The organism is Rhodococcus sp. NPDC079359 (genome assembly GCF_040702585.1).
GTDB lineage: Bacteria > Actinomycetota > Actinomycetes > Mycobacteriales > Mycobacteriaceae > Rhodococcoides.
The window spans coordinates 248899-263229 of the sequence record NZ_JBFBLH010000003.1; the positions used below are offsets into that span (position 1 = coordinate 248899).

A 14331-nucleotide genomic window follows, 5' to 3' on the forward strand; every position below is an offset into this window, starting at 1 on the left:
GGTGGCGGCCACCATGAGAATACAGTTCGCTTTGTGCATCCATCTCAGACCGCCCGCAATCAGACTCCCCGTGAGCGTCTTGCGTCCGCTCGCCTGTACCTGTGTACCGATGCCAGGCGCGACAAGGGCGATCTCGCGCAGTTCGCCGAGGCCGCGTTGTCCGGTGGCGTCGACATCATCCAGCTGCGTGACAAGAACTCCGCAGGCGAGCGCGAGTTCGGCCCCCTCGAGGCCAAGGACGAGCTCGCTGCGCTGGCGATTCTGCTCGCCGCGACCAAACGGCACGGGGCGCTGTTGGCAGTCAACGATCGCGCGGATCTGGCGTTGGCCTCGGGTGCAGACGTGCTGCATCTGGGCCAGGGCGATCTGCCGGTGCACTATGCGCGGCAGATTCTGGGGCCGGACGTGGTGATCGGGCGCTCGACGCAGAACCGCGCTCAGTCCTCGCTCGCCGCGATCGAGGACGGTGTCGACTACTTCGCCGTCGGTCCGGTGTGGCCGACGCCCACCAAGCCCAACCGCTCGGCCGCGGGGCTCGAGGCTCTGCGGGCCACCGCGGACGCACTGCCGGAGCGGCCGTGGTTCGCCATCGGCGGCGTCGACGCGACCAACGTGGATCAGGTCAAGGCAGCCGGTGCCGACCGCATCGTGGTGGTTCGCGCCATCACCGAGGCCAGGGACCCCCAGGCGGCCGCTCGTTCGTTGGTTCAGGCGCTACAGGCTTAGAGCTACAGCCACGCGAGAACCGACGACGGCGTCAGGACCTGCACCGATTCCGGCAGCCGGTCGCGTAGTCCGCGGTCGGCGGTGACCATCGCCGTCAGGTCTCCGCCGCGGTGGGCCTGGTCGGCGAGGGTGTCGTCGCCGCTGCCGTCGGCGAGAATCGTCCGGGTGCGGGGGTGGTCGACGACCGCGTCCCTGGCCTGGCCTTCGAGCACGGCCTCGATGCGGGTGAGCCAGCCGTACTGACCGCTCGGCAGTTCGACAGTGCGCGGCAGCGTCTCGGCGAGCGAGGTCAGCAGTGCACCGGTCGATCCGGCGCGGTCCTTCCACCACCCGTTCGGTCGCGAGCCGAGCACGTTGGCGGTGTCGAGCAGCACCCGCAGCGGCACGGTGCGCAGCGACGGCCAACTGGACGCGAAACCCGGGTGCAACGGGAGTTCGTCGACGATCGACTCCGGCACCCAGCGCAGTTCGGTGCTCTCGCCGTTGGGCACGGTGGTCAGAGGGTGGTCGGTATCGGCGACGACGGTGGTGTACGACCAGCCGCTCTCGACACTGGCGGTGACGCGCTCACTGCGCACCCTGACCTGTTCGTCGGAGATACCGGCTTCTTCGTGGGCTTCGCGCACCGCCGCGTGCGCGGTGCTCTCGTGGGAATCGCGAGCTCCGCCGGGTAGTGCCCAGGTTCCGCCCTGGTGGCTCCACAACGCTCGGTGCTGCAGCAGCACCATCGGCTCACCGGTGTTCGACGGTTCGTTCGACGGTGCACGCAGCAACAGTCCGGCGGCACCGTGCTTTCCCCAGTGCCGAGAACCGTCCGTACCGATCACCCAACCGTCCCCGTCGCCACGCATGCTCTCCAGCGTAGGGGAATCATCCTTCTGTAGTGACTGCGCTGTAGTGGCTGCAGTACGGTCCGCCTGCTTATATGCTCGGGTGCGTGATCGCGGCCGGCATTACCCCCTCCGCTGCCGTCCCCCCGACAACGGCTACACACGTCGGTGCCGCTGCAGGCAAGCCGCCGGTTCGATACACGATGCGTTCGACGCCTGCGCGGTTGGTCGCGATGGGAACCGCGCTGGTGTTCTTGGCGTTGACGGTTGGAAATCTTGCGTCCACGGCCGTGACCGATCGGGTCGACACCCTGGGCACCCTGTTGGTGCGGACCGAGCCCTTCGCGAACTCGGCACAGAATTTGTACGGGGCACTGTCGGTGGCGGATGCGGCTGCGGCCACCGCCTTCATCGCCGGCGGTCTCGAGCCACCCGAGGTGCGCGAGCGCTACTCGCAGGCGCTGGGCGAGGCGTCGTCCGAGCTGATCGCGGCCTCGGCCGGGGTCGCCGAGAACGACGCGGCCACCAGCGCGGTGCTCACGCAGATCGCCGCGGGGTTACCGGTATACAGCGGTCTGGTCGAAACGGCGCGAGCCAACAACCGCAGCGGAAATCCGGTGGGCGCGGCGTATCTCGGCGAGGCGTCGACGATGATGCAGACGACTTTGCTGCCGCTGGCCGAGAAGTTGTACACCGAGCAGGCGTCTCGGGTGTCGGCCGATCAGGAACGATTCACCAGTCCGCCGCTGTTCGCAATCGGCTCGCTGGTGTTCCTGTTGCTGATGACCGGCGTGGCCCAGTGGTACCTGTCGCGAACCACTCGCCGCACGTTGAACATCGGATTCCTCGCTGCCACAGTCGCTGTCGCCGGCCTGCTCGGCTGGATGCTGGTGGTGGGACTGATTTCCTCGATCGCCACCGATCGCGCGATCGACCGCGGCGTGTCTCCGCTGAAGTCCTACACGACGGGTTTCATTCTGGCGCAGCAGGCCAGAGCGGACGAAACTCTCGACCTCGCCCGTCGCGGCGGCGGCCAGGATTACGGACAGTCGTTCGACGCGAACGTCTCTCGGCTCACGGAGATGTTCCAGGGCGACACCGCGGTGATCGATGCACTGAACACGTGGTCGGTCTCGCATTCCAGAATCGATTCCGCCCTCGAGGTCGGCGATTTCAACGGTGCGGTCTCCATTGCCACCGGCACCGGCGAGTCCGATTCCGCGGCCGCGTTCACCGCACTGGACAGCGTTCTGGTGGACGGAATCGAGAATGCGCGAAGCGAACTGCGGTCCAACATCGACCGATCGGTATGGGTGCTGTCCGGGCTGTCGAACGGCGCGTACGTGCTCACCGTCGTCGCGTCGGTTGCCTTCGGCGTCGGCCTGTTCCCGAGACTGCGGGAGTACCTGTGAAACGTCTACTCGCCGTCGGCATCCTGGTCACCGCCCTGTTGGTCGGATGTGCACCGCCCGAGAACTCTGCGCCGCAGGTCGACACGACGTTCACCGAACCGCCGCTGCCGGAGGGCGCGTCCGTCGCCGCTCGGCCCACCGAGAGCCCCGCCGACGACGAGTGCGCCCGCCCCACCGCCAGCCTGCGACCACTGCCCGCCGGCACCGATGTTCCGCCGCCGCCACAACCGACCGTCGACGCACTGCGCGCCAAGGGCCGCTTGGTCGTCGGACTGGACACGGGCAGCAACCTTTTCAGCTTCCGCGACCCGATGACCGGGCAACTGGTCGGCTTCGATGTAGACATCGCACGGGAGGTCTCACGAGACCTGTTCGGCGACCCCAACCGGTTGGACTTCCGTATCCTCACCTCCGCGGAGCGGCTCGAAGCTCTGCAGAATTCTTCGGTGGACATGGTGGTCAAGACCATGACCATCACGTGCGCTCGCCGCAAGGACGTCCAGTTCTCCACCGTGTACTTCCAAGCGCAGCACCGTGTTCTGGTGGTGCAGGGGTCGGGCATCCGCGGAGTCGAGGACCTGGCGAACAAGCGAGTGTGCGCCGTGGAGGGCACCACGTCGCTGCGACGCCTCCAGCGCGTCCAGCCCGCCGCGACCGTGGTGACGGTACCGATGTGGTCGGATTGCCTTGTGGTACTGCAGCAACGGCAGGTCGACGCCATCAGCACCGACGACGCGATCCTCGCCGGTCTGGCAGCACAGGATCCGTACCTCGAGATCGTCGGCGACAGCCTGAGCCCGGAGCCGTACGGGGTGGGAATCAACAAGAACAACGAGGATCTGGTGCGCTTCGTCAACGGAACGTTGGCACGCATCCGCTCCGACGGCACGTGGAATCGCATCTACAACCGGTGGCTGACCGTCCTCGGCCCCTCCCCCGGTCCGCCCAACGCGTCGTACAGCGATTAGGGGCCTCGGAATATGGACGACGACGAACAGCAGGCAACCGCCCCGGCGGAGCGAACTCAGGCGGTCTCGCGCACCGACGACAGCGAGCGCACCCGGGCAGTGTCGAGAACGCAAGCAGTCTCGGAAACGGACGGCGTCGAGCGCACTCAGGCCGTCTCGCGGTCACCGGTCGACGATCGAACCCCGCCATCGAATGCGTCGTACTCCGCTTCCACCCGCTCCAAGACGGGTCGGTCGAGGTCCGGTCGATCGCGCAGCACTGGGATTCGGCGGCGACTCGGCGGCGGTCTGGTGGAAGTGCCTCGCGTCGAACCGATCGATCCTGCCACGGCCGTGATGTCGGATCCGACGGTGCCGCAGCACAAGCGGTTCTGTTGGAAGTGCAACGCCAAGGTGGGCCGCAGTGAACCGGACGAGCCCGACGTGGCGATGGGCATCTGCCCGCACTGCGGCGCAACGTTCGACTTCACTCCCTTGCTGGAACCCGGCGATCGCGTGGTCGGCCAGTACGACGTGCAGGGCTGCATCGCGCACGGCGGACTCGGCTGGATCTACCTCGCCATCGACCGCAACGTCAGCGACCGCTGGGTGGTGCTCAAGGGACTGCTGCATTTCGGTGACGAAGAGGCCCACGCCGTCGCGGTCGCCGAGCGGCAGTTCCTCGCCGAGGTCGCCCATCCCGGCGTGGTGAAGATCTACAACTTCGTCGAGCAGCCCCGCAGCGACGGGTCGACCGTCGGCTTCATCGTCATGGAGTACGTCGGCGGCCGGTCACTGCGCGACATCCTCACCTCGTGCGGCGACGGCGCACGCCTACCCGTCGAGCAAGCACTGGCCTATGTTCTCGAAGTGCTTCCGGCCCTGGGCTATCTGCATTCGATCGGACTGGTCTACAACGACCTCAAGCCCGAGAACATCATGGTCTCCGACGACCAGATCAAACTCATCGACCTCGGAGCGGTCGCGGGTATCGAGGACTACGGCTACCTGTACGGCACGGTGGGCTACCAAGCACCGGAGATCGTCAAGACGGGACCGACGGTGGCGTCGGACATCTTCACGGTCGGCCGCACGCTGGCGGTGTTGACCCTGGACATGCCGTCGAAGAACGGCAAGTACCTCGACGGCCTCCCCTCGGTCGAGGAATCCGAAGTGCTACAGCAGTTTCCGTCCCTGCATCGACTGTTGCTGCGCGCGACACACGAGGATCCCACTCGACGGTTCCGATCCGCGGACGAGTTCGCCGGGCAGGCCACCGGTGTGCTGCGTGAGATTCTGGCCATCAGGACGGGTGTCGAGCGGCCGGGGCTGTCGACGGTGTTCAGCCCGCCGCGTACGACCTTCGGCACCGAGCAGTCGGTGGGGCGAACCGACACCTATGTGGACGGTACGGTACGGCACGAACGAATGACCGCCTCGGAAGTGGTTGCTGCGCTTCCGGTTCCGCTGGTGGACCCCAACGACCCGAGCGCGCCGCTGTTGGCGGCAGCCGTGCACGTCGAACCTCGACAGACCCTGGACTCGCTACAGCACGCCAAACGCAACGGTATCGAACGCGTCACCGCCGGAGCCGAATCGAGCCGTTCCGCAGGGTCCTCCAGTCCCGTGGAACTGAGCCTCGAAATCACCCTCGCCGAGGTCAAGGCCCATCTGGATCTGGGGAACGTCGTCGAAGCAACCGACATTCTGGCCAAGGTGCAGTCGACCGACCACACCGCGGATCCGTGGCGAGTGCAGTGGTACGCAGGCCTGATCGCGCTGCTGCATCACGAATACGATTCTGCGTTCACGAGTTTCGACAACGTACTCGGGGCGATGCCCGGCGAACTCGCACCCAAGCTCGCTCTCGGAGCCACCTCGGAGCTGCTCGGTCATGTGGCTGCGGGCAACGGCGAGGAAGCCGAGAAGTGGCGGGCCCGCGCCGAGGGACTGTATCGAGCGGTGTGGCGGACCAATCGCGGCATCGTGAGCTCGGCGTTCGGCTTGGCCCGGCAGTTGCAGCGGCGCGGCGATCAGACCGGGGCAATCGCAGCGTTGGATCAGGTGCCGATCAGCTCACGGCACTACTCGATGGCGCGCATGACCAGCGTGCTGACACTGCTGATGGACCGCTCGCGAGCGGAGCTGTCCGAGGCCGATTTCCGTTCTGCTGCGCGGCGAGTGGCGTTGCTACCCAAGGCCGAGAGCCGGGCGCTGCAGATGCGGACGCTGGTACTGGCAATGGCGCTGGACTGGATCGTCTCCGGCCACGCCGCCACCGCCGAGCGAGAACCCATTCTCAGCGTCCCGTTCACCGAGGACGGCTTGCGGCGCGGCACCGAGAAGGGCCTGAGGGCACTGGCCCGCAACGCCACCGATCGCGCCCACCGTTTCTCGTTGGTGGACCTGGCGAACGCCATTCGGCCGCGTTCGCTGTTCTAGCTGCGTACCAGGCTGTCCGCTGCCCGAGCGATCGCCAGCTCCTCGTTGGTGGGCACCACCAGCACGGTGACGGTCGACGAGTCGGTGGAAATCACCCGAGCCTGCTTGCTGCGCAGGGCATTCCGCTCTGGGTCGATCTCGATGCCGAAGCCCTCGAGATTTGCCAGGGCATCGGCGCGCACTGCTGCGGCGTTCTCGCCGACACCGGCGGTGAACGTGATGACATCGAGCCGGCCCAGCCCGATCATGTACGCACCGATGTACTTGCGCAGACGGTGGATGTAGACGTCGTATGCCAAGCGTGCGGAGGCGTCGCCGTCGTCGATCCGCTGTTGCAGTTGCCTGAAGTCGTTGACCCCGGACAGTCCGATCAACCCGGAGCGACGGTTGAGCAGGGCATCGATGTCGTCGACGCTCATGCCTGCGCTGCGTCGCAGATGCAGAATCACCCCGGGGTCGATATCCCCACTGCGGGTACCCATCACCAGACCTTCGAGGGGAGTCAGTCCCATCGAGGTGTCGACCGCCTTGCCGCCTGCGACCGCCGAGGCCGAGGCCCCGTTGCCCAGGTGCAGCACGATCTGATTCAGCTCCGAGAGATCGCGTTCCAGGAACTGCGCCACCTGGTCCGAGACGTAGTGGTGCGAGGTGCCGTGGAAGCCGTAGCGCCTGATGTCGTGCTCGGCGGCGACGGTCGCGTCGATGGCGTAGGTCGCGGCCGCGTCGGGCAGGGAGTGGAAGAAGGCGGTGTCGAACACTGCCACGTGCGGCACGTTGGGCAGCTGCTTCCTGGCGACCTCGATGCCCAGCACGTTCGGCGGATTGTGCAGTGGTGCAAGACTACTGAGGTCCGAGATATGCTGCACGACGGCGTCGTCGATGATCGTCGGCCGGTAGAACACGGTCCCGCCGTGGACGACTCGATGCCCGACCGCGGTGACCGATTCCAGTTCGACGCCTGCGTCGGCGAGCATCTCGAACGCCAGCGCCAGACCGGCACCGTGGTCGTCGATGTGCTCGATTCGCTCGACACTCTCGCCCCGGTGGTCGAGTTCGACCCGACCGTCGGATTCACCGATGCGCTCGACTAGCCCAGTGGCCACGGACTCTCCGGAGCCCGGGTCGACGAGTTGGAACTTGACCGAGGACGAACCGGAGTTGACGACGAGGATGCTCACTTGCCCTCCTGATCGGCTGCGGCGGCAATCCCCTGCGCCTGAATCGCAGTGATGGCGACAGTGTTGACGATGTCCTCGACCAGCGCACCGCGCGAGAGATCGTTGACCGGCTTGCGCAGGCCCTGCAGAACGGGCCCGACGGCAACCGCACCGGCGCTGCGCTGGACGGCCTTGTAGGTGTTGTTGCCGGTGTTGAGGTCCGGGAAGATGAACACCGTCGCTCGGCCTGCCACGTCGGAATCGGGCAACTTCGACGCGGCGACGGACGGTTCGATCGCCGCGTCGTACTGGATCGGACCCTCCACGAGCAGTTCCGGATTGCGTTCGCGCACAAGCGCTGTGGCTTGCCGCACCTTGTCGACGTCCGCTCCGGAACCGGATTCGCCGGTGGAGTACGACAGCATGGCCACCCGTGGTTCGATCCCGAACTGGGCCGAGGTCTGCGCCGAGGACACGGCGATGTCGGCGAGCTGCTCGGCCGTCGGGTCGGGTACGACTGCGCAGTCACCGTAGGCGAGAACACGATCGGACAGGCACATCAGGAAGATCGACGACACCGTCGACACGCCCTCGGTCGTCTTGATGATCTCGAACGACGGCTTGATGGTGTGCGCGGTGGTGTGCGCCGCACCGGACACCATACCGTCGGCAATTCCCTTGTGCACCATCATCGTTCCGAAGTACGAGATGTCGGCCATGATCTCGCGGGCACGGTCGATCGTCATACCCTTGTGCTTGCGCAGCTCGGTGTACTCGGCGGCGAAGTCCTCGGCGTAGTCGCAGTTCTTGGGGTCGAGAACTGTCGCGCTGTCGAGATCGACGCCCAGTTCCGATGCACGTCGCCGAATGGGACCTTCCTCGCCGAGGATCGTCAGGTCCGCGACCTGACGCTGCAGCAGACGTCCGGCAGCCCGGAGGATGCGATCGTCGCCGCCCTCGGGGAGCACGATGTGCTTGCGATCGGCGCGCGCCCGGTGGATCAGCTGGTACTCGAACATCTGCGGGGTCGTGATGGTCGGAATGGCGATGTCGAGCCGCTCCAGAAGAGTTTTCGCGTCGACCCGCTGTTCCATGAGGCCGAGCGCGGTGTCCACCTTGCGCTGCGAACCCACCGCCACGCGGCCGCGCGTCTGCGCTGCAGCAGAAGCGGTATCGAAGGTGCCGAGCTCGGTGGTCAGGATCGGCAATCGGGGGCCGAGGCCCGCCACCAGACGAGCGATCGCCGGATGGGGCTCGATGCCGCCGTTCATGATGATGCCGGCGAGAGACGGAAAGCCCTCCGCCTCATGGGCATTGACGAGGGCGAGCAACACGTCGGATCGATCTGCAGGCGCGATGACGACGACGCCCTCGGTGAGCCGTTCGAGGATATGCTCGGCCGTCATGCCACCGACCATGACCCGCAACGCTTCTCGCTGCAGCAGCGACGAATCACCGCTGTACAGCGTGCCGTCCACCGCCTCGAGCAGTTCCGCCATCGTCGGCGCGACGAGGAGCGGAATCTCCGGCAAAGACCACGCGGGCACGCCGACCGACGCCAACGCGTCGGTGACAGCATCGAGATCCTCGGGGGCGCAACGGTTCGCCACGATCGCAGCCAGGTGGGCATGATGCTGACGCAGTTCGCCCTGGCACAGAGTGGCCAACTGCGCGATCTCGTCGGGCGTGCGACCGGACCCGCGCAGCGCAAGCAACACGGGGGCACCGAGATTGACGGCGATGCGCGCATTGAAGCCGAGTTCGCTGGGGCTGCCGACGTCGGTGTAATCACTGCCCACGATCACCACGGCGTCGCACTGGGACGCCACCTCGTGATACCGATTGACGATCTCACTGAGCGCTGCATCCTGATCGGCGTGCACCTGCTCGTACGTGACACCGAGCGACTGCTCGTACGTCAGATCTGCGGTGGTGTGCTCGACGAGCAACTCGAGGATGTAATCGGGTTCGTCGGTCGATCGAGCAATGGGACGGAACACCCCCACCCGGGCCGCGGAAGCGGCGAGCATCTGCAGCACACCGAGCGCGATGGTCGATTTCCCGGTGTCCCCTTCCGGTGACGCGATGTAGATGCTCGAGGGATACATGTCCGACGCGTCGGTGCCGCTGGGCTCAGCCATGCCCGCCAGCTTAGTGGGGGTCGTTCCGCAGGCTCCACTCCTGCCCAGTAGGGGTCGTTCCGCAGGCTCCACTCCTGCCCAGTGGGTTGGGGTGTTGACACCGGGCGCGGTCGGGTTGTCCCATGAACCATGGCCGAATCACCGTTCCCGGATGTGCGCTGGGGCAGCGAAACATCGTTCATCCGCAAGCCCGCCGTCAAGTTCGCGTCGACGAAGCCCGGTTCGTGGGTAATCAGGAACCTCGCAGGCGTCGACCGGTGGCTCTTGACCAAATCCGACGGCCGCTTCACCGTCCTCGGGCCGATCGCGGCTCCGGTGGTGCTACTGACCACCACCGGCCGCAAATCCGGCAAGCCCAGGACGAGTCCGCTGCTGTACTACCGGGAGGGCGACAAGATCTACGTCGTCGGATCCAATTTCGGTCAGCAGCACCACCCGGCGTGGACGTCGAACCTCCTCGCCGACCCGAAGGCCGTGGTGGCCATCGGCGGCAAGAAGATTCCGGTGACGGCCACCCGGATCACCGGCGACGAGAAGGCTCGCATCTACCGGCAGTTCGACGCGATGGTCGAGGTGTACGGCGAATACGAGACCCGGACCGACCGCGACATGCGATTGTTCGCACTCGCGGCCGATCTCTAGTCTCTTCGGGAATCAGCCGAGCTTGCGCAGGCGCGGGGCCAGGTCCTTCTCGAACAGCTCCAGGAACCGCTTCTGATCGTGCCCGGGCGCGTGGAACACCAAGTGATTCAGGCCGGCATCGGTGTACTGCTTGACCTTCTCCACTGCCTCGTCCGGGTCCGATGCGACGATCCAGCGCTTGGCGACCTGCTCGATCGGAAGCTCGTCGGCGGCCTTCTCCATCTCGATCGGATCGTCGATCGAGTGCTTCTGCTCGGGCGTCAGTGACAGCGGTGCCCAGAAACGGCAGTTCTCCAGCGCCAGTTCGGGATCGGTGTCGTAACTGATCTTGATCTCGATCATCTTGTCGATCTCGCCGGCGTCGCGCTCGGCCTTGCCCGCGCCCTCTTCGACGGCCGGAAGCAGCTTGTCGGTGTAGAGCTCCATGCCCTTGCCCGACGTGCAGATGAATCCGTCGCCCGCACGTCCTGCGTACCGCGCCACCACGGGTCCGCCGGCCGCGATGTAGACCGGGATACCGCCCTCGGGGACGTCGTAGATCGACGCGCCCTTGGTGGTGTAGTACTCGCCCTCGAAGTCGACGCGGTCGCCGAGCCACAGCTCACGCATCAACCGCACCGACTCACGCAGGCGCGCGAATCGTTCCTTGAACTCCGGCCATTCGCCGGTGAATCCGGTCGCGATCTCGTTGAGCGCCTCTCCGGTGCCCACACCCAGCATGATGCGTCCGGGGTACAGGCAGCCCATCGTCGCGAACGCCTGAGCGATGACCGGCGGGTTGTAGCGGAACGTCGGCGTCAGTACCGAGGTGCCGAGCTGGATCGTGTTCGTCCGTTCCCCGACCGCCGTCATCCACGCCAGTGAGAACGGCGCGTGGCCACCCTCGTGCCGCCACGGCTGGAAGTGATCGCTGACCGTCGCCGAATCCATACCGTGCTGCTCGGCGAGCACACCGAGCTCGACCAACTCCCGCGGTCCGAACTGCTCCGCCGATGCCTTGTACCCCAGCTTGAGACCCTGCGCCACGCCGAACTCCTGTCGTTGGTCGTCCTAGTTCTTCGATTGTGCACCTGTGGTGGTTCACCACGCTCTACTGGATCCCCAGAACCGTGACCACTGCCGCCAGTACCGCTACGGAGCCGATACCCACCGCGAAGATCCATAGATCTCGTGATTCGGGCATCGGTGCACCACTTTCGAGGGCATCGCGAACGCGCATCCACCGTCGCAGACCGATGATCGGTGCCGCCGCAGCGAGACCGATCAGAATCAGGCCCAGCGCCGTCCGAACCCACCCGGTACTGAAATCAGGAACCAGGTGGACGATCGCGATTCCGCCGGCGAGCAGGCCGAGAGACGTTCGCAGCCAGGCGAGAAAGGTGCGTTCGCTGGCGAGGGTGAACCGCTCGTCGGGGCGCGTCACGCGTGTGCGGTCATGCGCTCGCGAATCAGATGGGCAACCAGTTCAGGATCGTCGGGGGTGAAGACCGGCGAGATGCGGCGGATGGTGAGCACCACTGCAGTGTCCTTCTTGGGACGCATCACGTCCAGTGGAAGCCACTGGTCGGTTGTCGACGCACCCCACAGACGCCAGCGACCGTTCCAGTTGCCGAGGACGGCGGTGTCTACGGCGCGAATCCTGTCGTACGGTACGAACTTCTTCGTGGCGAAGGGGAAGTAGTAGTACCTCAAAGTGACGCCTGCCTCGTCGAGACGGACCAGTCCATCGTCGTAGATGACGTCGCCATTTATTCGCATAGGTAACGGTATGTCTTCGGGCTCAGAGCACGCAACAGCGGATTTCGGAACTTATCTCGAGCTCGGCGCAGGCGTACGGACCAACGTCAGGTGCGAGGTTCGACGCAACTCGAATCCGATGGAGAGGTAGAGCTCGATGGCGCGCACGTTCGCGTCCGACGCATGCAGGAACGGCTCCTCACCGCGGGCGCGAATACCGTGACCGACCGCGCGAACCAGGTCGGTGGCCAGCCCCTGCCCGCGGAATGCCGGGTCGGTGCACACGGCACTGATCTCCGTCCAGCCGGCGGGGTGCATACGCTCGCCCGCCATCGCGACCAGCGCGCCATCGCGTCGAACACCGAGGTACGTACCGAGTTCGATGGTGCGGGGCAGGAACGGCCCGGGCTCGGTGCGGCCCACCAGATCGAGCATCTCCGGGACGTCCGCTGCTGTCAGCTCCACCGCCTCGGCGAAGGGCCGCGTTTCGAGGTGCGTGCCGACGAGCTGCACCAGACCGAAGGTCTCCAGGTGCGACCAACCCTCGGGCAGCGCGCGTTCCGGGCCATTGAGCCCGACGACGGTTCGTGGGCCGAACAGCGCAGCAATGTCGTCCCAGTCCTGGGACTCGAGGACGTCGGGGTGCACCAGAAACGGAGACACCGCAGGATCGGCGCGCATGATCCGTCCGCGCCGGACCGCGAACCGCGACAGTGAGCCCTCGAGGGAATTTCGAACGGGATCGTCGAGAGGATGAGCAGACACGACAGACAGCGTCGCACGATCCGGCTCGCGGCTATGCGTGCCGTCGGGCTCGTCACCAATACTTATACCGGTATCGTTGTTCGGCACACGGCGAAAGGCTCCACATGATCGAAATTCTTCCCCCCACCAAGATCCCCCTCGCGCGCGAATCCGGCGCCCTGGTGGCCGGAATTCTCCGGACCGTCCGCGAACGCGCCACAGTCGGCACCAACCTGCTCGAGATCGATCAGTGGACCAAGGACATCATCGAAGGAGCCGGGGCGACGTCCTGCTACGTCGACTACGCGCCGTCCTTCGGCCGCGGTCCGTTCGGTCACTACATCTGCACTTCCGTCAACGATGCTGTGCTGCACGGCCTTCCACACGACTATGCGCTGGCCGACGGCGATCTGCTGACGCTGGACCTGGCCGTGATCCTCGGCGGCGTCGCAGCGGATTCGGCCATCAGTTTCGTCGTGGGCGAGAACAAGCCAGCCAAGGCTCTCACGATTATCGACGCCACCGAACGTGCGTTGGCTGCAGGAATCGAAGCAGCTGGACCGGGCCACAAGATCGGCGATATCTCCCACGCCATCGGCACGGTGCTCAGCGCTGCCGGTTACCCGATCAACATGCAGTTCGGCGGCCACGGCATCGGCTCGACAATGCACCAGGATCCCCACGTCTCCAACTCCGGACGGCCCGGCCGCGGCTACCGCCTACGCCCCGGCTTGATGTTGGCTCTCGAGCCGTGGGTCATGGAGGACACCGCCGAACTCGTCACCGACCCCGACGGCTGGACCCTGCGGAGCACGACGGGGTGCCTCACCGCGCACAGCGAGCACACCGTGATGATCACCGACGACGGTGCAGAAATCATGACGCTCCCCAACTCCTGACCCGACGGCCCCTGACCCGACGGCCACGAGGTCAACCGTTGCGATCACGGTGAGTGGATCCCTGGCGGAACTGCCGATAGCCGACGAGTCTGTGTCTGTGAACGAGAACTGTCGCTGCTCATGCTGACCATCCGTCCAGCATCCGCAGCACCCTTGTCACAGGAGCCATCCATCATGAGCACCGAAGCGACCGTCGTCGTCCGCATCTCCGATTCCGGCACGGCGTCCCTGCAGGGACTGACTCGACCACAGCTGCATGCACTCGCCGATGCGCTTCGCAGCGCCGCCAAGAGCTATGCCCCGCATGCGAAAATCCTCACGCGATTCGATGTGAGGGTCAACGAACTGAACGCACCACTGGTCATCGATATCCCCGCCCGCGATGTGATCCTCGGTGGCAGAAGCGTGCGACTCAGTCACACCGAATTCGAGATCTTCGCGTATCTGGCGCAGCGCCCGCGCGTCGTCGTCGGGAGGTCGGAACTGAGCACCTCGGACGGCGGTCGCAGCGTCGACGTGCACCTGTCCCGGGTGCGAACCAAGCTCGGTCACTTCGGTCGTCTGATCACCACCGTCCGCGGCACCGGTTACCGCTTCGATCCGGAGCCGGGCATCCGCGTCGTCACCGCGCCGACCACTCTGCGCAGCGCCTGA

14 protein-coding genes are annotated in these 14331 nt (G+C 65.9%); 7 read left to right on the forward strand and 7 right to left on the reverse strand.

Annotated features, from left to right (window positions below):
• The first annotated feature begins 33 nt into the window (after positions 1 to 33).
• The gene (gene thiE / locus AB0362_RS09445; RefSeq protein WP_068048054.1) at positions 34 to 726 is read left to right on the forward strand and encodes a thiamine phosphate synthase; all 693 of its coding nucleotides are present in this window, start codon (positions 34 to 36) and stop codon (positions 724 to 726) included.
• A 2-nt stretch (positions 727 to 728) separates the two neighbouring features.
• On the opposite strand, the gene AB0362_RS09450 is transcribed toward thiE, so the two are convergent.
• The gene (locus AB0362_RS09450) at positions 729 to 1577 is read right to left on the reverse strand and encodes an NUDIX hydrolase (protein WP_149406557.1); all 849 of its coding nucleotides are present in this window, start codon (positions 1575 to 1577) and stop codon (positions 729 to 731) included.
• Positions 1578 to 1663: 86 nt separating this feature from the next.
• Between AB0362_RS09450 and AB0362_RS09455 the strand changes: the two genes are divergently transcribed.
• The 3 genes from AB0362_RS09455 to AB0362_RS09465 are packed head-to-tail and all read left to right on the forward strand — an operon-like array spanning position 1664 to position 6357.
• A complete protein-coding gene (locus AB0362_RS09455) occupies positions 1664 to 2968 on the forward strand; it encodes a hypothetical protein (protein WP_317809686.1) in 1305 nt (434 codons plus the stop codon).
• A gap of 23 nt (positions 2969 to 2991) precedes the next feature.
• Positions 2992 to 3936 carry a glutamate ABC transporter substrate-binding protein gene (locus AB0362_RS09460; protein ID WP_317809709.1) on the forward strand — a complete coding sequence of 315 codons (945 nt, stop codon included), beginning with the start codon at positions 2992 to 2994 and terminating at the stop codon, positions 3934 to 3936.
• Positions 3937 to 3948: 12 nt separating this feature from the next.
• Positions 3949 to 6357 carry a serine/threonine-protein kinase gene (locus AB0362_RS09465; protein ID WP_149406554.1) on the forward strand — a complete coding sequence of 803 codons (2409 nt, stop codon included), beginning with the start codon at positions 3949 to 3951 and terminating at the stop codon, positions 6355 to 6357.
• On the opposite strand, the gene AB0362_RS09470 is transcribed toward AB0362_RS09465, so the two are convergent.
• Positions 6354 to 7535 (reverse strand): acetate kinase, encoded by a 1182-nt coding sequence (locus tag AB0362_RS09470; protein ID WP_317809684.1) that lies wholly within the window; start codon positions 7533 to 7535, stop codon positions 6354 to 6356. The two genes, AB0362_RS09465 and AB0362_RS09470, sit on opposite strands and share 4 nt — an antisense overlap.
• Positions 7532 to 9655 (reverse strand): phosphate acetyltransferase, encoded by a 2124-nt coding sequence (gene pta, locus AB0362_RS09475; protein WP_188078694.1) that lies wholly within the window; start codon positions 9653 to 9655, stop codon positions 7532 to 7534. Before pta ends, AB0362_RS09470 begins: the two co-directional genes overlap by 4 nt.
• 129 nt (positions 9656 to 9784) lie before the next feature.
• Between pta and AB0362_RS09480 the strand changes: the two genes are divergently transcribed.
• The gene (locus AB0362_RS09480) at positions 9785 to 10297 is read left to right on the forward strand and encodes a nitroreductase/quinone reductase family protein (protein ID WP_068048034.1); all 513 of its coding nucleotides are present in this window, start codon (positions 9785 to 9787) and stop codon (positions 10295 to 10297) included.
• Positions 10298 to 10309: 12 nt separating this feature from the next.
• Here AB0362_RS09480 and fgd read toward each other — a convergent pair whose 3' ends face one another.
• The 4 genes from fgd to AB0362_RS09500 form a co-directional block, all read right to left on the reverse strand.
• Positions 10310 to 11323, reverse strand: a complete 1014-nt coding sequence (gene fgd, locus AB0362_RS09485; protein ID WP_121872231.1) for a glucose-6-phosphate dehydrogenase (coenzyme-F420) — start codon at positions 11321 to 11323, stop codon at positions 10310 to 10312.
• Between the two features lie 64 nt (positions 11324 to 11387).
• Positions 11388 to 11720, reverse strand: a complete 333-nt coding sequence (locus tag AB0362_RS09490) for a DUF202 domain-containing protein (protein WP_269596505.1) — start codon at positions 11718 to 11720, stop codon at positions 11388 to 11390.
• A complete protein-coding gene (locus AB0362_RS09495) occupies positions 11717 to 12055 on the reverse strand; it encodes a hypothetical protein (RefSeq protein WP_317809683.1) in 339 nt (112 codons plus the stop codon). Before AB0362_RS09495 ends, AB0362_RS09490 begins: the two co-directional genes overlap by 4 nt.
• Before the next feature lie 51 nt (positions 12056 to 12106).
• Positions 12107 to 12799, reverse strand: a complete 693-nt coding sequence (locus AB0362_RS09500) for a GNAT family N-acetyltransferase (RefSeq protein WP_317809682.1) — start codon at positions 12797 to 12799, stop codon at positions 12107 to 12109.
• 104 nt (positions 12800 to 12903) lie between these two features.
• Between AB0362_RS09500 and map the strand changes: the two genes are divergently transcribed.
• Positions 12904 to 13677, forward strand: a complete 774-nt coding sequence (gene map, locus AB0362_RS09505; protein WP_317809680.1) for a type I methionyl aminopeptidase — start codon at positions 12904 to 12906, stop codon at positions 13675 to 13677.
• A gap of 174 nt (positions 13678 to 13851) precedes the next feature.
• Positions 13852 to 14331: a winged helix-turn-helix domain-containing protein gene (locus AB0362_RS09510; protein ID WP_317809678.1), complete on the forward strand. Its 480-nt coding sequence runs from the start codon at positions 13852 to 13854 to the stop codon at positions 14329 to 14331.

Coding starts and splice junctions, on each gene's coding strand:
- AB0362_RS09450 (WP_149406557.1), bottom strand. CDS start 1,577: ATGCGTGGCGACGGGGACGGTTGGGTGATCGGTACGGACGGTTCTCGG.
- AB0362_RS09465 (WP_149406554.1), top strand. CDS start 3,949: ATGGACGACGACGAACAGCAGGCAACCGCCCCGGCGGAGCGAACTCAG.
- pta (WP_188078694.1), bottom strand. CDS start 9,655: ATGGCTGAGCCCAGCGGCACCGACGCGTCGGACATGTATCCCTCGAGC.
- AB0362_RS09480 (WP_068048034.1), top strand. CDS start 9,785: ATGGCCGAATCACCGTTCCCGGATGTGCGCTGGGGCAGCGAAACATCG.
- AB0362_RS09495 (WP_317809683.1), bottom strand. CDS start 12,055: ATGCGAATAAATGGCGACGTCATCTACGACGATGGACTGGTCCGTCTC.
- map (WP_317809680.1), top strand. CDS start 12,904: ATGATCGAAATTCTTCCCCCCACCAAGATCCCCCTCGCGCGCGAATCC.
- AB0362_RS09510 (WP_317809678.1), top strand. CDS start 13,852: ATGAGCACCGAAGCGACCGTCGTCGTCCGCATCTCCGATTCCGGCACG.